The organism is Sediminibacterium sp. KACHI17 (assembly GCF_040362915.1).
In the GTDB taxonomy this organism is placed as follows: Bacteria; Bacteroidota; Bacteroidia; order Chitinophagales; family Chitinophagaceae; genus Sediminibacterium.
Genome location: NZ_AP029612.1, coordinates 1,323,762 through 1,345,056 on the forward strand (window position 1 = coordinate 1,323,762; position 21,295 = coordinate 1,345,056).

The 21,295-nt window shown below is 39.9% G+C and carries 22 protein-coding genes and 1 tRNA gene; 7 read left to right on the top strand and 16 right to left on the bottom strand.

Annotated elements, in window-relative coordinates; translation table 11 throughout:
* Window positions 1–38: 38 nt before the first annotated feature.
* A complete protein-coding gene (locus tag ABXG83_RS05795) occupies window positions 39–1,133 on the bottom strand; it encodes an Mrp/NBP35 family ATP-binding protein (RefSeq protein WP_353550539.1) in 1,095 nt (364 codons plus the stop codon).
* A gap of 143 nt (window positions 1,134–1,276) precedes the next feature.
* On the opposite strand from ABXG83_RS05795, the gene ABXG83_RS05800 reads away from it, so the two are divergent.
* From ABXG83_RS05800 to ABXG83_RS05810, 3 genes are all read left to right on the top strand, one after another.
* The gene (locus tag ABXG83_RS05800) at window positions 1,277–1,924 is read left to right on the top strand and encodes a carboxypeptidase-like regulatory domain-containing protein (protein ID WP_353550540.1); all 648 of its coding nucleotides are present in this window, start codon (window positions 1,277–1,279) and stop codon (window positions 1,922–1,924) included.
* Between the two features lie 89 nt (window positions 1,925–2,013).
* Entirely contained in the window at window positions 2,014–2,910 is an 897-nt protein-coding gene (locus ABXG83_RS05805) for a 3-hydroxybutyryl-CoA dehydrogenase (RefSeq protein WP_353550541.1), read from the top strand.
* A gap of 51 nt (window positions 2,911–2,961) precedes the next feature.
* Window positions 2,962–3,720, top strand: a complete 759-nt coding sequence (locus tag ABXG83_RS05810; protein WP_353550542.1) for a YdcF family protein — start codon at window positions 2,962–2,964, stop codon at window positions 3,718–3,720.
* Here the strand turns inward: ABXG83_RS05810 and ABXG83_RS05815 are convergent, their stop codons facing one another.
* The 3 genes from ABXG83_RS05815 to ribD are packed head-to-tail and all read right to left on the bottom strand — an operon-like array spanning window position 3,721 to window position 6,274.
* A complete protein-coding gene (locus ABXG83_RS05815) occupies window positions 3,721–4,332 on the bottom strand; it encodes a YigZ family protein (RefSeq protein ID WP_353550543.1) in 612 nt (203 codons plus the stop codon).
* Entirely contained in the window at window positions 4,329–5,216 is an 888-nt protein-coding gene (locus ABXG83_RS05820; protein ID WP_353550544.1) for a hypothetical protein, read from the bottom strand. The genes ABXG83_RS05815 and ABXG83_RS05820 overlap by 4 nt, the downstream gene beginning before the upstream one ends.
* On the bottom strand, window positions 5,213–6,274 hold the full coding sequence (gene ribD, locus ABXG83_RS05825; protein ID WP_353550545.1) for a bifunctional diaminohydroxyphosphoribosylaminopyrimidine deaminase/5-amino-6-(5-phosphoribosylamino)uracil reductase RibD: 1,062 nt from the start codon (window positions 6,272–6,274) through the stop codon (window positions 5,213–5,215). The genes ABXG83_RS05820 and ribD overlap by 4 nt, the downstream gene beginning before the upstream one ends.
* 43 nt (window positions 6,275–6,317) lie before the next feature.
* On the opposite strand from ribD, the gene prmC reads away from it, so the two are divergent.
* The gene (prmC, locus tag ABXG83_RS05830; protein ID WP_353550546.1) at window positions 6,318–7,169 is read left to right on the top strand and encodes a peptide chain release factor N(5)-glutamine methyltransferase; all 852 of its coding nucleotides are present in this window, start codon (window positions 6,318–6,320) and stop codon (window positions 7,167–7,169) included.
* Between the two features lies 1 nt (window position 7,170).
* Here the strand turns inward: prmC and ABXG83_RS05835 are convergent, their stop codons facing one another.
* The 4 genes from ABXG83_RS05835 to ABXG83_RS05850 all read right to left on the bottom strand — a co-directional run bounded on the left by ABXG83_RS05835 (window position 7,171) and on the right by ABXG83_RS05850 (window position 10,365).
* The gene (locus ABXG83_RS05835) at window positions 7,171–7,572 is read right to left on the bottom strand and encodes a biopolymer transporter ExbD (protein WP_353550547.1); all 402 of its coding nucleotides are present in this window, start codon (window positions 7,570–7,572) and stop codon (window positions 7,171–7,173) included.
* Between the two features lie 23 nt (window positions 7,573–7,595).
* Window positions 7,596–8,279 (bottom strand): MotA/TolQ/ExbB proton channel family protein, encoded by a 684-nt coding sequence (locus ABXG83_RS05840; protein ID WP_353550548.1) that lies wholly within the window; start codon window positions 8,277–8,279, stop codon window positions 7,596–7,598.
* A gap of 221 nt (window positions 8,280–8,500) precedes the next feature.
* Window positions 8,501–9,433: an SPFH domain-containing protein gene (locus ABXG83_RS05845; RefSeq protein WP_353550549.1), complete on the bottom strand. Its 933-nt coding sequence runs from the start codon at window positions 9,431–9,433 to the stop codon at window positions 8,501–8,503.
* A gap of 80 nt (window positions 9,434–9,513) precedes the next feature.
* The gene (locus ABXG83_RS05850) at window positions 9,514–10,365 is read right to left on the bottom strand and encodes an endonuclease/exonuclease/phosphatase family protein (RefSeq protein WP_353550550.1); all 852 of its coding nucleotides are present in this window, start codon (window positions 10,363–10,365) and stop codon (window positions 9,514–9,516) included.
* Window positions 10,366–10,439: 74 nt separating this feature from the next.
* Here ABXG83_RS05850 and ABXG83_RS05855 point away from each other — a divergent pair, with 74 nt between their 5' ends.
* Window positions 10,440–11,090, top strand: coding sequence for a hypothetical protein (locus ABXG83_RS05855; protein ID WP_353550551.1), 651 nt, complete (start codon window positions 10,440–10,442; stop codon window positions 11,088–11,090).
* Between the two features lie 55 nt (window positions 11,091–11,145).
* Here the strand turns inward: ABXG83_RS05855 and ABXG83_RS05860 are convergent.
* The 5 genes from ABXG83_RS05860 to tgt all read right to left on the bottom strand — a co-directional run bounded on the left by ABXG83_RS05860 (window position 11,146) and on the right by tgt (window position 15,656).
* A tRNA-Ala gene (locus tag ABXG83_RS05860) sits at window positions 11,146–11,219 on the bottom strand.
* A 52-nt stretch (window positions 11,220–11,271) separates the two neighbouring features.
* Window positions 11,272–11,772: a hypothetical protein gene (locus tag ABXG83_RS05865; protein WP_353550552.1), complete on the bottom strand. Its 501-nt coding sequence runs from the start codon at window positions 11,770–11,772 to the stop codon at window positions 11,272–11,274.
* Between the two features lie 115 nt (window positions 11,773–11,887).
* Window positions 11,888–13,210 (bottom strand): citrate (Si)-synthase, eukaryotic, encoded by a 1,323-nt coding sequence (locus ABXG83_RS05870; RefSeq protein ID WP_353550553.1) that lies wholly within the window; start codon window positions 13,208–13,210, stop codon window positions 11,888–11,890.
* 140 nt (window positions 13,211–13,350) lie between these two features.
* Window positions 13,351–14,442, bottom strand: a complete 1,092-nt coding sequence (locus tag ABXG83_RS05875; protein WP_353550554.1) for an LptF/LptG family permease — start codon at window positions 14,440–14,442, stop codon at window positions 13,351–13,353.
* A gap of 74 nt (window positions 14,443–14,516) precedes the next feature.
* Window positions 14,517–15,656 carry a tRNA guanosine(34) transglycosylase Tgt gene (gene tgt, locus ABXG83_RS05880; protein ID WP_353550555.1) on the bottom strand — a complete coding sequence of 380 codons (1,140 nt, stop codon included), beginning with the start codon at window positions 15,654–15,656 and terminating at the stop codon, window positions 14,517–14,519.
* Between the two features lie 174 nt (window positions 15,657–15,830).
* Here tgt and ABXG83_RS05885 point away from each other — a divergent pair, with 174 nt between their 5' ends.
* The gene (locus tag ABXG83_RS05885; RefSeq protein ID WP_353550556.1) at window positions 15,831–16,955 is read left to right on the top strand and encodes a glycosyltransferase; all 1,125 of its coding nucleotides are present in this window, start codon (window positions 15,831–15,833) and stop codon (window positions 16,953–16,955) included.
* Window positions 16,925–17,569 carry a 16S rRNA (guanine(527)-N(7))-methyltransferase RsmG gene (gene rsmG / locus ABXG83_RS05890; RefSeq protein WP_353550557.1) on the top strand — a complete coding sequence of 215 codons (645 nt, stop codon included), beginning with the start codon at window positions 16,925–16,927 and terminating at the stop codon, window positions 17,567–17,569. Before ABXG83_RS05885 ends, rsmG begins: the two co-directional genes overlap by 31 nt.
* A 65-nt stretch (window positions 17,570–17,634) precedes the next feature.
* Here the strand turns inward: rsmG and ABXG83_RS05895 are convergent, their stop codons facing one another.
* The 3 genes from ABXG83_RS05895 to ABXG83_RS05905 form a co-directional block, all read right to left on the bottom strand.
* Window positions 17,635–19,860, bottom strand: a complete 2,226-nt coding sequence (locus ABXG83_RS05895) for a cation:proton antiporter (RefSeq protein WP_353550558.1) — start codon at window positions 19,858–19,860, stop codon at window positions 17,635–17,637.
* A gap of 71 nt (window positions 19,861–19,931) precedes the next feature.
* On the bottom strand, window positions 19,932–20,396 hold the full coding sequence (locus ABXG83_RS05900) for a YkgJ family cysteine cluster protein (RefSeq protein ID WP_353550559.1): 465 nt from the start codon (window positions 20,394–20,396) through the stop codon (window positions 19,932–19,934).
* A 36-nt stretch (window positions 20,397–20,432) separates the two neighbouring features.
* Window positions 20,433–21,227 carry a DUF3667 domain-containing protein gene (locus ABXG83_RS05905; protein WP_353550560.1) on the bottom strand — a complete coding sequence of 265 codons (795 nt, stop codon included), beginning with the start codon at window positions 21,225–21,227 and terminating at the stop codon, window positions 20,433–20,435.
* Window positions 21,228–21,295 lie beyond the last annotated feature (68 nt).

Below are 21,295 nucleotides of genomic sequence, written 5' to 3' on the forward strand. Positions count from 1 at the left end.
GATGTACCATTCATACCATTATGAACGATTGAGCATCATTATTCTGTCACCTGAACAGTTTGCGTTTTAGGGGTGCTCGCATTTCTGATTGCAATATTTCGAACTGCATTGCCTGCAAACTGACGAAGTGCATTTTTACTTACTTCTTCATTTCCGGCCATGGCAGGTATTCCCAAATCACCGCCTTCTCTTATTTCCTGTACCAACGGAATTTGTCCCAGGAATGGCAGGTCGTACTCTTCAGCCAGGTTCTTACCACCATCTTTTCCAAAAAGGAAATACTTGTTTTGGGGTAATTCTGCAGGAGTGAAATAAGCCATATTCTCAACTAATCCAATGATCGGTACATTGATCTGAGCCTGTCCGAACATCGCGATCCCTTTTTTCGCATCTGCTAATGCCACATTTTGTGGGGTTGTTACAATGATCACTCCAGTAACAGGTACTGTTTGCATCAATGTCAGGTGAATATCACCCGTTCCCGGTGGCATATCGATCACCAGATAATCCAACTCACCCCAATCAACATCTGTCACAAACTGACGTATAGCACTGCTGGCCATCGGACCACGCCAAACAACTGCATTCTTTTCATCCACCAGTAATCCAATACTCATCAGTTTGATTCCATATTTCTCCAATGGAATGATCATTCCTTTTCCATTCACATCTTTCATCATAGGACGCTCCCCTCGAACGCCGAACATGATGGGAACACTAGGTCCATATATATCTGCATCCATTAATCCAACTGATGCCCCTCCTTCTGCTAAAGCAAGTGCCAGATTAGCAGATACGGTACTCTTACCAACGCCACCCTTACCACTCACTACTGCGATAATATTCTTTACCCCGGATAATACCTGTTGATTGTCTTTGCGAGTAGAAGACGTATTAGAAGTAAAGTTCACAGTAACCTTTGCTTCTTTATCTACTAATAATTTAACTGCGTTTTCACTGGCCGTTCTCATCATATCCTTCATTGGACAAGCCGGGGTTGTGAGTACAATCGTAAAGCTCACTTCTTTATCCTTGATCTGAATATCTTTTACCATATTCAATGTCACCAGATCTTTTCCTAGATCAGGTTCTTGTACATTACTCAGTGCACTCAGTATAGCAGCTTCTGTCATCACGCAAGTTTTTGTTAAAAAATCAATTTGGCTGCAAAGTTAACCGCTCGCAACCTTACTTTGTCAGAATTCAGGTTAGTTTTCAACAATCTGTACCGTTGGTTGTTGTCGATTTTGGGAAAACCATTTGTATTTTTACCGAGATGAAAATATTTCTACGATTATCTGTTATTACCGCGTTCTTTTTGCTCATTGCTGGTAAAGCCATGTCTCAGCGAAATGAATACCGTGACTCAGTTGTACAACTGTATGGTGTGGTTATGACAGCAGATAGTCTGATGGCTATTCCTTCAGCCAGTATCATCGTTGAAGGAAAAGGCAGAGGTACCATTACCAATCCTGACGGGGTATTTTCTATAGCAGTATTAAAGGGGGATCGTATTACATTTTCCTGTGTTGGATTCAAAAATAGAAGTATTGAGATTCCGCGAGATCTTGCTGATAATCAATACAGCGTGATCCAATTATTGGTGAGTGATACTGCTTATTTACCTGCTACCATCCTAAAACCCCGACCTACACGAGAGCAATTCGAGCGGGACTTTGTGAATATGAAGATCGCTGATGATGCTTATGAGATCGCCAGAAAGAATACCGATGAGGCTCAGAGACGTATTCTGATCAATAGTTTACCTGCAGACGGCAGAGAAGCCATCAATTATCAATTAAGGCAACAAGCCAATAAATATTACTATTCAGGACAACTGCCTCCGATGAATATCCTGAATCCTGCAGCATGGGCTGATTTTATCAAAGCCTGGAAAAGAGGTGATTTCAAACGTAAGGACTGATATTCCGGTTTTATTTATTGTTTTTTCTACAGATTTTCTTTCGTTACGGGTAGCGGCTTTACTTTTGCGCATACTTAAAACGATTGAATATGCCAGTTACAAATGTTAGTGTGATCGGTGCCGGAACCATGGGTAATGGAATTGCACATGTATTTGCTCAAAATGGATTTTCTGTTCAGCTCATTGATGTGAATGCTGCTCAACTGGAAAAAGCTTTACAAACCATCTCTAAAAACCTCGATCGCCAGATCTCAAAAGGGACACTGACCGAGGAACAAAAGAAGACCACTCTTTCTAACCTTCAAACTGAGACCGACCTAAAAAAAGGAGTTTCACAAGCAGATCTGGTGGTGGAAGCGGCCACTGAGAATGTAGAATTGAAACTCTCCATTTTTAAAATCATAGATGAAGCAGCTCCTGCAAATGCGATTCTTGCATCCAATACTTCATCCATTTCGATCACCAAAATAGCTTCTGTAACAAAAAGACCGGCAAAAGTGATCGGTATGCATTTTATGAATCCGGTTCCTGTGATGAAACTAGTAGAGATCATCAACGGGTATGCGACTACAAAAGAGGTAACAAATACCATTGTAACACTTAGCAAAACATTGGGCAAAGTGCCTTGTGTGGTGAATGATTATCCGGGCTTTATTGCGAACAAGATCTTAATGCCTATGATCAATGAAGCCATCTGCAGCTTATATGAAGGTATCGCAGATGTTGAAGCCATTGACACCATCATGAAGTTGGGAATGGCGCATCCGATGGGACCTTTACAGTTAGCTGATTTCATCGGATTGGATGTTTGCTTAAGTATTCTTCAGGTATTACATGAAGGATTTGGCAATCCGAAATATGCACCTTGCCCATTGCTGGTAAATATGGTCACAGCAGGAAAATTAGGTGTAAAATCAGGAGAAGGATTTTACAAATACACACCGGGAAGTAAGGAACTAGTGGTTAGTGATCGCTTTACAAAATAAATAAACCAAAGACCGATTGACGTTTCTCAATCGGTCTTTTTAATATTGTGCATGTTTTTCATCTTCTCGAAACTGCTTTATTTTCTTTTAATACCATTCAATTGGATCATCATCTTATTGATTAGTATTTATTGCATTAAATCGGCTAAACAAAAAAGAAGGTTAGCAATTATTACAGTTCTAATAACATTACTGTTTACCAATCCATGGCTGTACAAAACAGCTAATAAATATTGGCAAGCTGACTTTAAAGAATTATCAGCAATAAAAAACTATGAGCTAGGTATTTTGCTTACCGGCATGGTTCAATTCGATACCAAGGATCGGGGTTTCTTTGGTTCTGCTGCGGATCGATTCATTCAAACCGCTACACTTTATCATACCGGAAAAATCAAAAAGATTCTCGTTACAGGAGGTAGTGGATCATTGCTGCATACCTACAAATCCGAAGCTGTATTCCTCAAGGAAATGTTGGTCAATAATAAAATCCCCGAAAAAGATATCATTGTTGAACCAGATGCCAGAAACACTTACGAAAATGCCGTTTTTAGTAAACGCTTAATAGACTCCCTTAAAATAAATACCCCTTCTTTACTCATCACATCTGCATTACACATGAGAAGGTCGACAGCTGTTTTTACTAAAGCAGGCATTCAGTTTGACTATTATGCCGCCGACTTTAAAGAAGTAGACGACTATTTTTCAATGGATAATACTTTGGTACCCGATGCAAAACTCTTAAAAGACTGGAGCCATTTGATAAAGGAGATAGTTGGACTTTGGGTATATAAACTAACCGGAAAAGCTTAGCTATTTAGACTTTTGAATGGTTACGGTATGCAACTCCTTAAATCTGTACAATACTTCATCCAGTCTGCTTTTTGGTATACCGATCTTCAATAAGCAGAAAAGTTGCATTTCTTGATGAAGAACGCTGCAATTGAATTGTTTTACAACCATCATGACTTCATTCATCGTAGTATAATCAAAATTCACATCATAAATGATCTCTACAGGCTTTTGTATGACCGGGATCATTTGTAATGCCATTGCCGCCGATGATTTATATGCATTGATCAATCCCGGCACACCTAATAAAGTACCGCCAAAATATCGCACAACAATTACACCGGTATCTGTCAACCCTTTACTATCAATTTGCCCTAAAATAGGTTTACCTGCAGAACCAGATGGTTCACCATCATCACTGACTCTGAATTGATGTCCATCTAGCCCCAATCGATAAGCAAAGCAATGATGTACTGCTTTGGGATGCTCTTTTTTAAGCAGCTGCAATTGCTGTTTAAAATCATCAGGTGTGATCATCGGAAAAGCATGCGCCATAAAGCGGCTTCCCCGATCTTTAAATTCAGCAAATCCATGCCTATCAATGGTTTGGTAATATTCGTTTTCCGTCATCATGCTAACTGATCTCCAAAAGCGATTAAATAAATAGCTACCAGTGACAATAAAATCCCCAACCAATTGATGATTGTAAGACGTTCTTTGAACAAAAGCCATGCTACCACAGCACTAAACAATACTATACCCATATTGTTAACGGGAATACTTGCACTTGTTTGCCATGGACTTGCCTGTAAGAAATGAACCAAACACCAGATGGAGAAATAATTGGGTATACCAATCAATACACCTGCAAATAAATTTTTCCAAACAAAGTGTTGCTTTCTTCTAATGAGTTGTATCAACAAGATCAAAGATCCAATCGTAGCCGCAGAGAAAAATGAACTCACCAAATAATCATTACTGTTTTCGGTTGTAACATATGTTAATTGTACGTGATTGATCAAGGCATCCAATAGACCACTACTCACGAATAACACAAACGGAAGCAAATAGATCCATCCATTTCTTTTTGTTGTAGTCTCGTTTTTAGCCTTTGTATAACAGGTTAATACCACAGCCAATAAAGCCAGCACTACTCCTACTGCTTTCCATCCCGCTACTGTTTCCCGATAGAGATACACAGATAACACAACAGGAATGATAAGCGATAGCTTGTTAGCAACTGAAGCAACAGCTACTCCATTTTTTTGTGCTGTGATAGCCACAATATTAAAAATGCTGACAAACATCACACCCATGATCATGGCCCATCCAAACCAGGGAGTTTGCATATTTTCCGCATGTATCGGGAAAGCTCCATTCACAATACTACCTGTAATAACACAAGTGATATAATTGAATACAATAGCCTGAAAGACATTCACACCATATTTTTCACAAGCCTTAAAGGAAAGTGTGAGATAACTTGTAAGCACTATACTGCCGATCAAATATATCATACTGTGATCTTGATTTTTTGAGAGAGGTATATCTTTATCTGATCTGTCGCTGAATTGAGCGAATCAAGAAAATGAGGTTCGTGAATACGCGGGGCTGCTAATCCGGACCCAATTCGTAAAGAAGTATTAGTGATAACACGAGCTTCATCCCATCGTTCTTCATCAATAAAAGATTGCAATAATTTAACTCCGCCTTCTACCAGAATACTTTGAATTCCTTGTTGGTAACAATATGCAAAAAGCTGATCGATGAAGGACCGATCACTACTGATCTTTACAAATCTAAGATGCCCTTGAACTTCGTCTTTCTGTAGATTGAAAATTACCACCGGCTCATCATCATTGAACATGGTTAAATGGCCCGGTATTCGTAAATGTTTGTCAACAACCAATCGTAAAGGGGATTTACCAAACCAATATCTATTTGTCAGCGAAGGGTTATCCTTGATCGCTGTATCTGTACCGATCAAGATAGCAGCTTCTTCACTACGCCATCGATGAACGATTCGATTTGTTTGTTCCCGGGTGATCAATAATCGATCATTCGAATTCCCGGCCATAAAACCATCATCAGTTTGCGCCCATTTCAAAATCACATAAGGCTGCTGTTGTTGGTGGAATTTAAAAAATCGTCTATTCAGTTCAACCGCTTCACGTTCCAATACACCGGTGATCACTTCAATTCCTGCTTTTTGTAACTGTTCTATTCCTTTTCCATTGACTGCCGCAAAAGGATCTCTACAGGCTATGATTACTTTAGGGATCTTTTTATCAATGATCAGTTGACTACAGGGCGGCGTTTTACCAAAATGCGCACAAGGTTCTAATGATACATAGAGTGTTGAATCCGGTATTAAATGTTCATCTGATGGATCAACAGCATGAATACAATTGACCTCGGCGTGTGGACCTCCATATTTTTTATGCCAGCCTTCTCCTATGATCCTGTTCTGATATACCAATACTGCTCCGACCATTGGATTGGGTGATACAAAGCCGGCACCCAGGCGGGCCAGCTCCAGACAACGAAACATATATTGTTGATGAAGATCAGACATAAGGAATGGACAAAAATAGCCAAATGGTGCTTAACATTGCAGCATGACCATTGAATCGGCCAAAGATCAACTTATTCAACAACTGTCTTCGCTTTATGAAGCGAGGGAGGCTGCCAGCATTACGCATTTAGTGCTGGAGCATCTTACGGGTATGAATAAGACCGACAGAATGATGCATAAGCATCAAAATCTTTCTGCTACGCAAGAAGATCAACTGATCGAGATCATTGCAGCGCTAATGAATCACAGACCCATTCAATATGTATTGGGAGAAGCATGGTTTAGCGGGATGAAGTTCCTTGTCAATGAACATACTTTGATACCCAGACCTGAAACTGAGGAACTCATTGAATGGATCAAAGCTACCGCAAACCCTGAGCCTCAAAAGATCCTGGACATTGGAACGGGTAGCGGGTGTATTCCCATCGCTTTGAAAAAGGAATTTCCACTTTGGCAGCTCTCGGCCCTGGATGTAAGTGATGATACCCTACAAGTAGCACAACAAAATGCAGCTTCGAATAATGTATGGGTTGATTTCATTTGTATGGATTTTTTGAATGAAACATTATGGTCTGGTCTACCTGATTATAACATAATCGTCAGTAATCCACCCTATATCAAAAAATCAGAGAAAGAGAGCATGTCGGCGCATGTGGTAGATCATGAGCCACATATTGCATTGTTTGTTCCTGATGAAGATGCATTGATCTTCTATAAAAAAATAGCAAACTTTGGACTTTCACATCTTAAAAAGCAAGGGAAATTATTTTTAGAGATCAATCAACTGTTGGGAAAAGAAGTATGTGAACTATTGGAAAAGCAAGGCTATCATACAATCCTGAGAAAAGACCTGCATGGCAATGATCGTATGATCATGGCCACCATTGTTCATTAGATCATTGACCCGAGTTATCCACTGCCATTACAGGTGTTGCTCCCAATTTCTTGATGACTTGCATTACTTTGATCGCTGTGCCCAAATGCGAAGTACTATCGCCATTGATCACTACTGAAGGCTTTTCTGTTTCCTTAGAAAGAAATGCTTTCAGTTCAGGTTCCAGTTGATCTAAAGTGGTTCTTTGTGAACCGATATAGAGATTTTGATCTTTATCTACCGTGATCACAACCGTTTGTTTCGATTTAGTATCACTCTTAGCTTTTGGATTAGAGACTTTGATCACATTCGGATTAGCGAGGGTTGAAACGATCAGAAAGAACAGTAACAGAATGAACAAGATATCATTCAGTGCGCCTGTATGCATTTCGGGATGTGTTCTTAATCTTTTTCTGATGTTCATATACTGACTTTACCGATGTTCAATTAACGTGTAGGTTCCTGTAGGATATCGATGAATTCTGCACTGGCAGCTTCCATTTTATTGGCTGTCTTATCGATCTGTGTACTCAGAAAATTATGGCCTACATAGGCGATCAATCCAATGATCAAACCGGTTGCTGAAGTGATCATTTTGGTATAGATACCGCCTGCAATGGTATTCAATGTATATTCTCCTGTAGATGCGATCCCATAAAACAATTGCACCATTCCCACGATCGTTCCGAGAAATCCAAACATAGGTGCAATACCTGCGATCAATGATAGAATATTCAGGTTACGTTCCATGCTATACATTTCCAGCTTACCTACATTCTCCATGCTCTTCTCGATCGCATCCAAAGGTTTACCAATACGCTGAATGCCTTTATCAATGATTCTTGCTACTGGGTTATTCGTATTTTTAGCGATGTTGCGCGCAGCTTGTACATTACCTGACATGATATTATCACGAATAATATTCATGAAGTTCGGTTCAATACGTGAAGCTTTGCGAATAGCCATGAGTCTTTCAACAAATACAAAAATGGCTACTATCAGTAAGCCATATAATGGATACATGATCCAACCACCTTTCTGTAACAAACTCCACATGGATATTTTTTCCGCTGCTGCTGCTACTGTATTGGTTGCCTGTTGTAAACTATCGATCTGCAGAAAATAGAACATACCTGTTGATTTGTGTTAGGCTAAAATTAGACCCTAACACAAAAGAAAGGTCTGCATGTGAATAAAATTAACGGTCAAGGGCTTTTTAGGAAAGCTTTTGCACATAAGTGATGTGGGGAGGGTCGATTTCACGAGGTCTTAACAGTTTGGAGAGTTGACAGATGATAGTTGACAGTTGACAGTAAAGAACTTTGCTCCTGTCAACTGTCAACCACAAACTGTCAACTATTATTCCCCTCTTTCATCTTCATCATCGCCATGATCTGTTGCATGGTTCTGTCCATACCGCTGGCACTACCATCGAGGAAGATCACGTTGCCTTTACCGTATTCGGCAAAATTTTTCACCGCTTCTGTCCACATACTGAAGAGGATCACATTGGTATCTAAATTGGCTTGTTTCATTTGTTCTGCGGCCTGACTCATACCTCTGGCTACTTCTTGTCTGAATAAAGCCACACCTTGACCACGAAGACGGGCTGCTTCTCTTTCCGCTTCTGCTGCAATTTTAATGGCATTACCTTCTGCCTCTGCAGCTTTTGTTTTGGTGATCAACAAAGCCTGACCTTCATTTTCTGCTGCAGCTTTGAGGTTATTACTGGCAACCACTTTACTCATGCTTTCCATGATACGGGCATCGAAAGTGATATCATTGATCTGTAAGTCCTGTAAATGGTAACCCCAGTCTTCCAGTGAAATATCGATCTGTTCCTTCACGAACTCGACGATCTCTCTGCGAAGCAATAATATCTCAGCCTGACGCTTCGTTGCTACATAAGAACGAATGCTACCTTCTACAGTTCTGATCAGTGCCTGCATCAGGTCTTTATCACTAATGAATTTGAATGCTACATTCTTGATGGTTTCTTCATCCTGATTCAATACTGAATACAGCAGCATGCTCTTAAAATTCACATTTGCCTGATCGATGGTTACTGCCTGAAACTCTAATTCCACAGAGCGGTTTTGAATACTGACTGTTTTAAATACCTGTTCCAGTAACGGAATTTTTACATTCAAACCGGGTCTGAGTATTCTTCTGTATTTACCAAACATAGTAAGCACCGCAATGGTACCCTGATTGACGGTTACCAATGATAAAAAAGCAAGCAGGATCAGAACAATGATCCATCCGAAGTTGGTTAGAAATTCCATGATTCAGCAGTTTTGATTTCACAACTAATGTAATCAATTAGTAGTGGGTCTGAATGCTTTCTTACAGGGAAATGATGGATTTATTTTCGCCACTGTATTTCAGCCAATACAGGGAAATGATCGGAAGGAAATTTACCGGAATAAGAATCTGTCAATACACCCCATTTTTTCACTGAAAAATGAGCTGAAATAAAAATGTGATCGATGATATCAGCAGTATTGAAGTTTCTTCCAAAATTTTGAAAACTACCGTTGTTGACGTATGGGTATTCGACTTCCCGGAAACTATCTTTCAATATGCCTGAATGGGCGATGGACTGGTACCATTCCGTATTGTGATCGCCATTGAAATCACCTGTTAAGATAACAGGGTCATTCCCACTGATGGATCGGATCTTTGCTAACAATAATTTACTACTCTCCTTTCTGGCCACCATACCTTGATGATCATAATGTACATTAAAGCAGTAAAAGATTTTACCGGTTGATTTATCTTTCAACTGAACCCATGAGCAAATACGATTGATCCGCGCATCCCATCCAAAACCAGGCTTATCAGGTGTTTCAGACAGCCAGAAATCACCACTTTTCAAGAGCGTGAATTTTTCTTTTTTATAAAAGATCGCGGAGTACTCGCCTTTTGTTTGACCATTATCTCTCCCGATACCGTATCGTTCATATTGGGGCAGCTGTTGTTGGATATCATCTAATTGATGTTTTAATCCTTCCTGTGTACCAAATACATCAAAATCATGAAAGCGGATAAGAGCAGCGACATAGGCTTTTCTATCGGTCCATAAGTTGCCGGAATCACGAGGGTTATCATAGCGAATATTGAAGGTTCCGGTAATGATGGATTGAGCCGATATACTTGAATATAGCACAACTGAAACGCAAGCAGTGACAATATAATTTTTGAACAATTGTTTCATGTACAATGAAAATAGTGATTTTAAAATTCATTTTAAGTCATTATCTTTTATGTCTCAACCTTAAAACAACTGTTATGTTTATTGGACATTTTGGACTTGCGTTTGCTGCAAAAAAATTAAGTCCATCCAACAATCTCGGTGCTTCGATCATGTCAGCTCAATTGCTAGATCTCATCTGGCCTATTTTAACGTTGGCGGGGATCGAAAACTTTTCCATAGAACCAGGTATAACAAAGCTGACTCCTTTGAATTTTCAATACTATCCATACTCACATAGTTTAATAGCGAGTATATTTCTAGGAGTTATAGTTGGTGTTATCTATTATATGATCAGAAAAGATCGTACCAATGCAATTATTTATGGTGTTTTAGTAGTGAGCCATTGGGTGCTTGATTTTCTCACACATAGGCCTGATCTTCCTATTTCTTTTTCTGATGAACAGAAATATGGAATGGGGTTATGGAATTATCCGGCTATTTCTATCATTGTAGAAATTCTCATTTTCATAACAGGTATTTATTTGTACTTCAATCAATCCGTTGAAGAAAATCAAAAAGGTAAATGGCTGCCCTGGACGATTGTTATTCTATTGGCTATCTTTTTTGTGATGAATATCATAGGTCCACCACCCCCATCAACAAATGCGGTATCGTATTCAGCATTATTGTTATGGCTATTTGTGGGCTTAGGGTATTGGGCTGAGAAGAACAGGCGACGTATTTAAATTCAATAGTAGTATATGGATATAAAAAGAGGCTACTGTTGTAGCCTCTTTTCGGTGGAGAATACCGGATTCGAACCGGTGGCCTCTTGCATGCCATGCAAGCGCTCTAGCCAACTGAGCTAATTCCCCTATCAGGGATTGCAAATGTATGTGCTGACTAGTTTTCCGCAAAATTTTTAATCTATATCCATCCCCTCTCCTTATACATCGCATACCCAATCTTCAACGACTCCTTGATCTGTGTAATAATCACCGGATCTTGTTTTTTGATATGAAAACAACTTTTCCCTTTCAGACATTTCAATAACTCAGGTTTGAACACTTTTTTCATATCAGGAGCTGCATAAACAGGCATATAATAAAAGCCTACATATCCTTTTTGCACCAATATTGCCGCAAACCAAAGCTCATCTTTTTTTCTTCCGTCAATCACCACAGGTTTCTGACTTACCAAACATAACATGCCTCCTGTACCTCCAATCATTTTTAGATTCCCTTTTTCATAAGGCAACATCATCTTTTTGATCGCTTCAAAGATGGCCGCCATCTCCGGCTGTCCGGCAGACTTATCCGCATATTTGATCGTAGGTTCTTTCTTGACCTTTTCAGGTTTCGCTTTCTTTACCGGCGCTACCTTTTTAGTTGCCTTCTTGACCGCTTTTTTTGCTACCGCTTTTGCCATAATAGAGATCGTTATTGTTACAAATTAACTCACCCCACTTGCATTTGCAATAACCCCATAAAAAAAGTCCGAAGAACTTCTCCGGACTTTTGACTTTTTACTGTTGATCTTTCACTTACTCCCAAATCTCACCTTTACCTTCCAACCACTCTTTCACTGCTTCTGTGGTCACAGATTTTGGTCTTTCAATGGGCAGACCCAATGCTCTGTCCCAACATAAGCTAGCCAATACACCTAAAGCTCTGCTCACTGCGAATAATACAGTGTAGAATTCATATTCCACCAATCCATAATGAACCAATAGTGCACCACTGTGTGCATCTACATTCGGCCATGGATTTTTTACTTTCCCTAATGACTCAAGAATTGGAGGTACTGTTTCATATACTTTCCATACTGTATTCACCAGTTTATCATCCGGCATGTGTTTTTTGCCGAACTCCATTTGTGCAGTGAATCGAGGATCTGTTTTACGCAATACCGCGTGACCATAACCCGGAACTACTTTACCTCCAGCCAATGTTTTCTGCACATAATCAGCGATCTGCTCTTTGGTAGGATCATCTGTTCCCAGTTGTTCCTGCATTTCAAAGATCCATTTGATCACTTCCTGATTGGCCAAACCATGCAAAGGACCTGCTAGTCCATTCATACCTGCTGCATAACTCAAATAAGGATCACTGAGTGCTGAACCTACCAGGTGAGTTGTGTGTGCGGATACGTTACCACCTTCATGATCTGCATGGATGGTCATGTACAAACGCATCAATTCCTTGAAACTTTCATTCTCATAACCCATCATGTGCGCAAGGTTACCCGCCCAATCCAATAATCCATTTGGATGGATATGATCATTGTTCTTGTATTTGCGACGATAGATATAAGCTGCGATTCGAGGTAAACGAGCGATCAGATCCATGGCATCATCATAGATCGGATTCCAGTATTCTTTTTTATTGATGCCCTTTGCATACTCTTTAGCAAAATTACTTTCAGTTTGCAGTGCCATCACTCCCGTTACGAACATGGTCATCGGATGTGTATTGATGGGCAATGCATCAATGGTCTGAAATACGTGATTCGGAACATGACTTCTTCTTTGCCATACACTGGTAATGTGATTGGCATCTTCTTCTGTTGGCAATTCTCCCACCAACATCAGGTAAAACAATCCTTCCGGTAAAGGCTCTCCACCTCCCGGTGCTTTTGGAAGTTTTTCCTGTAATTCAGGGATAGAATAACCCCTGAAGCGGATACCTTCCTGAGCATCCAGTAAACTTGTTTCAGTTACTAAGCCGGTAATACCTCTCATTCCCTGATAAGCCTGTGCAAGGGTTACTTCACCGATCTTTTTATTTCCGTGTGTTTTGAGGATGTCTTTTATCTCAGCATTTGCAGCATCTGCTTTTGCCTTGAAACGATCTTTAATAATTCCCATTTCGTAAAATTTTAGCTATGGCAAACGTTATAAAAATGATTAAATGTCTTGTTAGATTGCGTCTGGGAGCGCTAAAGGTAAAACAAGTTGCTATGCTCAACAAAACTTATGCCGTGAAGGTTGTGTAAACTCCGTTAAAATCATTTCGGCGCCTTACGGTAAAGGAATATTACCACAAAAATGAAGATCAGATTGGGGATCCATGCTGCCAATAAAGGGGGAAGATCCCCTTTGGTAGAAAAAATGGTGGAGAACCTGTCTGTCAGGATGAATAATGCCGCTGTTACAAAGCCAACCGCCAAGTGCACCCCACTACCTCCCCTTACTTTTCTTCCGGCTACAATGGCACCGATCAGGGTTAGTAATAAAACAGTGATACAAGTGGCATCTCTTCTGTAACGCTCTACTTTTAATCCGTTCAACCCTTCTGAACCACGCAATTCTTCCAGTTCAATGAATCTGTCGAGCTCAGGTGTGGTCAATTTATCTTTTGTATACTTATCCCTGCTTAGATCCAAAGGTTTGAAATTGAAGTCCATGATCTTTTCCGGAATCATTGAGATATCCTCTTTCAGGTCATACACTTTCCTGAACAATACAGATTCCAATTTCCATTTACGGGTAGCCGTATCCCAAATGATCTGATCTGCCCGCGTATTCTCAGTCACTTTATTGTTCTTCATCCGAAAGGAAAAGAATGGTCCTCCTCTTTTCGTTAGTGTGTCATAAGCATAAATACCTGCATATGTAAAGGAATCAATCCGTAAATAGATATGACTACTGGTACTTACCAACGCATTATACGTATTGTTCTTATCGATATAATTCGCTTCAAAACTACCCCTGATCTGATTGGCCTTGGGAACCACGTATTGATTGGCAAACCACAAAACACCTGCGAGAAGGAGACCGCCAACCCAATAAGGTCTTAACCATCTGCTATAACTGGTACCACTGGCCAGAATAGCAATGATCTCACTTCTGTTCGCCATCTTGGAAGTGAAAAAAATCACGGCAATAAAAACAAACAATGGTAATAGTAAGGCAATGATATGCGGAATGAACCCGTAATAATATTCGGTGATGATCTGCTGAACACTTAAACCAGAACGTACGAAATCATCGGTCTTTTCACTCACATCTACCACTACGGCTATGACCGCGAACAGAAAGATGGAAAAAAAGAAAGTGGTCAAGAACTTCCGTAATATGTACCAGTCGAGTTTCTTCATATAGATCAAACAAAGATAACGACTCGATAGAAGCAGCAATCGTTACATGAGGTTATCAGATCATTTATACCCGATTACAGTCTTTTTTTAACTTTTTCCACCATCTCTTTTTTCCAAGAGCTGAAATCACCGGCTACTATATGTTTCCGTGCCTCACCTACCAGCCAGAGATAAAAAGAAAGGTTTTGAATACTCGCCAGTTGCATGCCTAAGATCTCTTCTGCAACAAATAAATGCCTGAGATAAGCCTTACTATAAAACTGACTCATTTCATTCGGCAGCCCGGGATCGATCGCTGAAAAATCACTGGCCCATTTTTTATTTTTGATATTGATCACCCCTTCTGTTGTAAAGATCATCCCATTTCTTCCATTACGTGTGGGCATCACACAATCAAACATATCAATACCCCTGTCTATCCCTTCCAGAATATTCCAGGGTGTTCCTACTCCCATTAGATAACGAGGTTTATCGATGGGCAGGTACTCCGTGCAGAGCTCTGTAAATTCATACATCATTTCTTCGGGCTCACCAACACTCAGACCACCAATGGCATTGCCTACAGCATTTTTTGATGCAATATATTCACACGATGCTTTCCTGAGATCTTTATAAGTGCTTCCCTGTACAATTGGAAACAGGTTCTGCGTATACCCATATTTATCAGGTGTTTCAGCCAATCTGGCAAAACAACGATCTAACCAGCGATGCGTTAGTTCCATGCTTTTTAATGCATAGCCATATTCACTGGGATAAGGTGGACATTCATCAAATGCCATGATGATATCTGCACCGATGCTGCGCTGAATATCCATGACTGATTCAGGCGTAAATAAATGCCTGCTGCCATCAATATGAGATTGAAACATCACACCTTCCTCTTTGATCTTACGGTTTGCGGCCAAAGAGAAAACCTGATAACCACCACTATCGGTAAGAATAGGTCTATCCCAACCATTGAAACGATGCAATCCGCCCGCCGCTTCCAGGACCTCGGTACCCGGACGCAGATAAAGATGATAGGTATTTCCTAAGATGATCTGTGCAGAAACATCTTGTTTCAGTTGCTGCTGGGTAACTGCTTTCACCGTTCCCACAGTACCAACCGGCATAAAAATAGGCGTCATGATCTCCCCATGATCGGTGGTGATCTTACCCGCACGAGCCCTGCTGTTCTCTGCCGTAACCTGTAAATCAAATGTCAGTGCAGCCATTCGGCAAAAATACAGAAACAATGTCTGATGTTTGATGTCAGATCTCAGATGGCAGATATAAAAACAATCATACAAATCTGACATCTGCCATCTGAGATCCGATATCCTGAACATTGTTTTCCACATCTTCACAAGCCCATCAAACATAGACAGTTGAAGCATTATTTTTGCGGAATGACGATACCAACTCTGCTCTGGGATATATGTTTCTATGCATTCTGTGGCATTATTGCCATTCAGTTGTTTTATTATCTCTATTTTTTTCAGCGACTGGCTTTTTTTAAAGCACCTGACAGAACAACTATTATGGAGCATCCGGTATCAGTAGTGATCTGTGCAAGAGATGAGGCGCATAATCTGGTAAAAACATTGCCGGGTGTTTTGGTTCAACAATACCGCACCACGCATGAAGTTGTATTGGTGAACGACAATTCTACTGATGACACCAAGTATTTGGTAGATGAGTTTAAAAAGATGTTTAAAAACATCAACTACATTGAGCTGAGACAAGAAGCTAAAATGATCAGTGGCAAAAAGTTCCCCTTATCCATGGGGATCAAGAGTGCCAAACACGAAATTCTTTTATTGACAGATGCAGATTGTGTTCCGGCTTCTGAACATTGGATCCAGCGAATGCAGGAATGTTATAGCGAAAACACAGAGATCGTTTTGGGTTATGGTGCTTATCATAAAAAACCCGGACTACTCAATAAACTGATCCGATTCGAAACATTTCATACTGCTATTCAGTATCTCTCTTATGCACTTGCCGGCATTCCTTATATGGGTGTGGGAAGAAATTTAAGTTATAAGAAAGAAGTGTTCTTAAGAAACAAAGGATTCTCTTCTATCAATCAAATACCCAGCGGGGATGATGATCTGTTCATTAATCAGGTAGCCAGAAAAGACAATACATCGATCTGTGTTGACCAGGAAGCACATACACTGAGTGAACCGAAGACACGCTGGAGCGATTGGATGACGCAGAAATATCGCCACTATACAACGAGTAACTATTACAAACCGAATCATAAGTTCTTACTGGCTTTATATTCTTTCTCTTTATTCTGGATCTATCCACTACTAGCAGTATCGATCATCTTCTATAACTGGTGGATAGCATTGGCTGTATTCGGTGTTCGTTTTCTGATACAGGCCATTGTATTCTATAAGTCTATGAAGAAATTGAATGAAAAAGACCTTTGGCCCTGGTTCTTATTTTTTGATATCTGGATGTTCTTTTATTTCATCTTTACAGTTCCCGCTATATGGAAAGCACCCCGCAAAAACTGGGATTGATCCTGAAATACTTCGACGATTTCACACCGCATCAAATCAAACAGTTTGAAGCGCTGGAAGAATTGTATAAAGAATGGAATGCCAAGATCAATGTCATCTCACGAAAAGATATTGATAGTATTTATTTACACCATGTACTGCATTCCTTAAGTATAGCTGCTATTGCAGATTTTCAGCCGGGTACTGAAGTCATTGATATCGGCTGTGGCGGCGGTTTTCCGGGTGTTCCATTGGCTATCTTTTTTCCTGAAGTACAATTTCATTTGGTAGATAGTATCGCTAAAAAACTAAAAGTAGTAGAAGCCGTTGCTGAAGGCGCAGGCATCAAAAATATTACTACCCAACATACACGTGCAGAAGAGATCAAAAACAGAAAATTTGATTTTGCTGTTTCTCGTGCGGTTGCTCCATTGAAAGATCTCTGGCAATGGGCAGGACCTTTATTGAGAAAAGGCCATAAACAAGAAATGGCCAATGGATTGATCTGCTTAAAAGGCGGAGATCTGGCACAAGAAATTTTTGAAAGCGGATTGAGACCTAAAATGATGCCGGTAGATAAGATCTTCCCGGAGGAATACTTTGACGAGAAGTATATTTTGCATGTAGCTAAATAAAAGTTGCTACACAGTCATATTTCACCGCTAAAATATCAGGACGCAGAGATTTCGCTGAGAGAAATCTAAGGATGATACAATTGCTGTATCTTCTTTCTATTCCCTACGATCCAAACAATATCATCCCATTCCAATTGTGTGAATGATGAAGGATTCAGGATACGTTCTCCTTTTCTTTCAATACCTACTACCAATCCATTGGTTTTTTCACGGATACCTGATTCACGGATGGTCAATCCTTTCAAGCGTGTATGTTCATCTACAACGATCTTCTCCAATTCCACCAATTCTTTTTCACTATCGACTTCTTCCACATAAGGCACCATGATCTTTCCAAACTCCAGCATTTGCTGATCGGTTCCAATGACGCCAATATTATCAAAAGGAAATATTTTCTCTGTACGGGCAGGTGCAAACATCACTTTGTTTCCGCGTTCAATAAATGCCACATTGATTCCATAGCTCTCCCGCCACTGTAGTTCTTCCAGGGTTTTTCCGATAAAAGCTGCGTGTGGACTGATCTTGTAATGGGTCAAGTGGGCATCCCAGGGGGAAAGATGACTTTGTGTTTTATTTTGCTCCAATAATTCTCGTTCATGCAGATTTTGTAAGAAACGATCTTCCAGTCGCTGATAAAATTTCTGTAAGCGCTGGCGAAATACAACACCGATCACCAACATAGCCACCAATGTGCCACCCACAGCAATCCAAAAGCTAAAGAGTTGACGAAGCATAAAACCAACCAATAATACAGCAATGGCATTTCTAGCGATCTCTAACATCACCAATGGACCATGACTATATTTTCTGTCTAACCATAAAGCTGCATAAGCACTCTTGTTCATTTTCTTCACTGTCAACGCCCAAATAAAAGGAGCCATCACAATTAATCCGATAGAAGCCGCTATGATCTTGGCTGTTAGCGCATCTGTAATAGACTTTTGTAAAAAGGGCTCAACAAAATAGGCTACCAATAAACTCAGCGCGATCATAATGACCCCATTGAGAATAATGATCTGAATATAAAAATGCAATAATCTTTTCCAGTTGCTTTCACTTTCGATGATCTGGGAACTACTACTGTATTTTTCAAGACCTGTGATCCATTTTTGAGGCAATACTTTTAAAAGAAACTGATAAAGCGGTTCTGCCAGTTTGATCATGTAAGGAGTAGTAAATGTAGTGATCACAGAAACCCCAACAGCGATGGGATACAAATAAGAACTGGTCACTTCCAAAGACACTCCTAAAGTTGCAATAATAAAAGAGAATTCGCCGATCTGTGACATACTGGTACCGGCTTGTACTGCTTGCTTTAAAGGTCTGCCTGCTAACAGTGCTCCACTGGCTACAAAAATGGTCTTTCCTAAAATAACAGAAAGGGTAAGGATCAAAACCGGAATTGCATACGTTACTAATATCTGCGGATCGATCAACATCCCTACGGATACAAAAAAGATCGCACCAAAAAGATCTTTTACTGAAGTGATGAGGTGTTCAATTTTATGTGCCTGTGTTGTTTCAGCCAAAATAGATCCCATGATAAAAGCTCCAAGTGCAGCGGAGAAACCCACCTGATCGGCCAACACCACCATTCCTAAACACAATGCAAGCGATAACACCAATAAAGTTTCACTATTTAAAAAGCGACTAACTTTTTTAAAGAAAGTTGGCAATAAAAAAATACCCATCACAAACCATAAACAGAGGAAGAAAAAAAGTTTACCGATCGATAAGAACATTTGCGTTCCTTCAAATTGCTGGCTCACAGCAACTGTAGACAATAACACCATCAATAAGATGGCTACAAGATCTTCAATGACCAGTACGCCGATCACCAGTCCACTGAACTGTTTTGTTTTCAAACCCAATTCATCAAATGCCCTGAAGATGATCGTTGTAGAAGATATGGCGATGATGCCTCCTAAGAACATACTATCCATATTTGACCAGCCCAGTAACTGTCCCATACCATAACCCAGCATCATCATGAAGGATAATTCCGTGATACCCGTGATGGCTGCAGAGCCTCCCACTTTGACCAGCTTTTTAAAACTGAATTCGAGTCCTAATGCGAACAATAAAAAAACTACACCAATCTCAGCCCATATCTTAATGCCTTCAACATCACCGATAGTAGGAAACAATTTGAAGTTGGGACCAACGAGTAATCCTGCAATGATGTATCCCAGTACTACAGGTTGCTTGAGCTTTTTAAAGAAAATGGTAATAATGCCTGCAGCACCAAGTATCAGTGCCAAGTCTTTGATCAAAACTGGTAAGTGCGCCATAATCCTCTCTTTTTGTTGAACAATCTTGCTGCTATCGAATGGCGAGAATATACAAAAAAATCGGCAACTATTTATGAATTGAGTAAACGTTCCAATACATAATGTACAGCCGGACAAAAAGTGGAATTTTTTAGGGTAATAGCAGGACGTTTGATCAATACATCTTCATCCGTATAAGGAAATCTTTTGCAATCAGAGGGGCGGTCTTCATAGATGCTACAATAGTTATCAGCACCTAAAAAAGGACAAGGTTTTGTTTTTGTGACATAGTCACCATCGGTATCCAGGTCTAAATAAGTATCAATGAATACACTTTCTTTTAACCGAAGTGTTTTGCTGATGCGTTTGATATCAGGAGTTTTGAAACGCGGGGAATAATTTTTACAGCAATTCGCACAAGTCAGGCAATCGATCTTTTCAAAAGCTTCTTCATGTAAATCGGGAAGTACTTTCAACACTTTATTCTTATCAGCTCGCTGTAAGAACTGTTTGTATTGTTTTTGATGATCCGCACTTAATTTTTCCCAAGGTTCCATGTAATGATTTGATCAAAGTTAATCAGATCTATGTGTTTATAAGAAGATGATGAAAACCAACATGGCTATCATTAAAACAGTAAACCAAAAGATCATTCCCAAAATATTGGCAACAACAACCATGAACATATCTCCAAAACCTTTCAATTTCAAAAAGCCTTTGTATGCATAACAGGTATAGACCATTTGAATGAGGATATTCGCGAGGGATATCCATAGCATATTTTCAGGGGGCAAAATAGCCATCAGTGGCAACAAACAAATGCTGCTGACCAAAGATAAAAGACAGGTCAGCATGAGATAGGCCACCAAATGTTCTGCGTAATTCTGTCCTTTCCCTTTAAATACCAACCAAAAAGCCAGGGCCATCAAGGGTGCAGTGATAAAAACAACGACATTCATTTTTTTCTCTACCAGCTGACTTAGCCTTTCTTGCTTTTCAGCCATAGAGATCATCAGTGCTTTTTTCTTTTGTGTATTGGCGGAGGCGATCTGTTCTTTATAAATGGACTCTGCGCCTCTCATCGGATGAAAAACAGAGCTCATGAACACTGTAACACCTAATACCAGTAGTAAAAGGGTAAATGGATTGAAGTATTTCTTTCTTTTTCCTTCGATGATATATTCCCTCAAGACGGTCGACGGTCTTATTGCCAGGTCTCTTAATAAAACCAGGGCTCCTTTATCAGTATGCGTAAATGCATGCAAAAATTCATGTATCAGGTGTTTTACATTGAATCTATGGATGGCAGTGGACTGACCGCAATTCGGGCAATGTTTAAAAGCCGGGTCTAATGGGGACGCACAGTTGGAACAATTCGAGGCGCTCATGTGTTACATTATAAAATTAAATATATTTAATTTATTGGATTCACAGCTTATCAACCGGATAAACAAAA

Coding starts and splice junctions, on each gene's coding strand:
- ABXG83_RS05875 (WP_353550554.1), bottom strand. CDS start 14,442: ATGAAGAAACTCGACTGGTACATATTACGGAAGTTCTTGACCACTTTC.
- rsmG (WP_353550557.1), top strand. CDS start 16,925: ATGGAAAGCACCCCGCAAAAACTGGGATTGATCCTGAAATACTTCGAC.
- ABXG83_RS05850 (WP_353550550.1), bottom strand. CDS start 10,365: ATGAAACAATTGTTCAAAAATTATATTGTCACTGCTTGCGTTTCAGTT.
- ABXG83_RS05820 (WP_353550544.1), bottom strand. CDS start 5,216: ATGATATATTTGATCGGCAGTATAGTGCTTACAAGTTATCTCACACTT.
- ABXG83_RS05905 (WP_353550560.1), bottom strand. CDS start 21,227: ATGAGCGCCTCGAATTGTTCCAACTGTGCGTCCCCATTAGACCCGGCT.
- ABXG83_RS05835 (WP_353550547.1), bottom strand. CDS start 7,572: ATGAACATCAGAAAAAGATTAAGAACACATCCCGAAATGCATACAGGC.
- ABXG83_RS05865 (WP_353550552.1), bottom strand. CDS start 11,772: ATGGCAAAAGCGGTAGCAAAAAAAGCGGTCAAGAAGGCAACTAAAAAG.
- ABXG83_RS05815 (WP_353550543.1), bottom strand. CDS start 4,332: ATGATGACGGAAAACGAATATTACCAAACCATTGATAGGCATGGATTT.
- ABXG83_RS05870 (WP_353550553.1), bottom strand. CDS start 13,210: ATGGGAATTATTAAAGATCGTTTCAAGGCAAAAGCAGATGCTGCAAAT.
- ABXG83_RS05895 (WP_353550558.1), bottom strand. CDS start 19,860: ATGGCGCACTTACCAGTTTTGATCAAAGACTTGGCACTGATACTTGGT.
- ABXG83_RS05795 (WP_353550539.1), bottom strand. CDS start 1,133: ATGACAGAAGCTGCTATACTGAGTGCACTGAGTAATGTACAAGAACCT.
- prmC (WP_353550546.1), top strand. CDS start 6,318: ATGACCATTGAATCGGCCAAAGATCAACTTATTCAACAACTGTCTTCG.
- ABXG83_RS05885 (WP_353550556.1), top strand. CDS start 15,831: ATGACGATACCAACTCTGCTCTGGGATATATGTTTCTATGCATTCTGT.
- ABXG83_RS05805 (WP_353550541.1), top strand. CDS start 2,014: ATGCCAGTTACAAATGTTAGTGTGATCGGTGCCGGAACCATGGGTAAT.
- ABXG83_RS05840 (WP_353550548.1), bottom strand. CDS start 8,279: ATGTTCTATTTTCTGCAGATCGATAGTTTACAACAGGCAACCAATACA.
- ribD (WP_353550545.1), bottom strand. CDS start 6,274: ATGTCTGATCTTCATCAACAATATATGTTTCGTTGTCTGGAGCTGGCC.
- ABXG83_RS05845 (WP_353550549.1), bottom strand. CDS start 9,433: ATGGAATTTCTAACCAACTTCGGATGGATCATTGTTCTGATCCTGCTT.
- ABXG83_RS05800 (WP_353550540.1), top strand. CDS start 1,277: ATGAAAATATTTCTACGATTATCTGTTATTACCGCGTTCTTTTTGCTC.
- ABXG83_RS05900 (WP_353550559.1), bottom strand. CDS start 20,396: ATGGAACCTTGGGAAAAATTAAGTGCGGATCATCAAAAACAATACAAA.
- ABXG83_RS05810 (WP_353550542.1), top strand. CDS start 2,962: ATGTTTTTCATCTTCTCGAAACTGCTTTATTTTCTTTTAATACCATTC.
- tgt (WP_353550555.1), bottom strand. CDS start 15,656: ATGGCTGCACTGACATTTGATTTACAGGTTACGGCAGAGAACAGCAGG.
- ABXG83_RS05855 (WP_353550551.1), top strand. CDS start 10,440: ATGTTTATTGGACATTTTGGACTTGCGTTTGCTGCAAAAAAATTAAGT.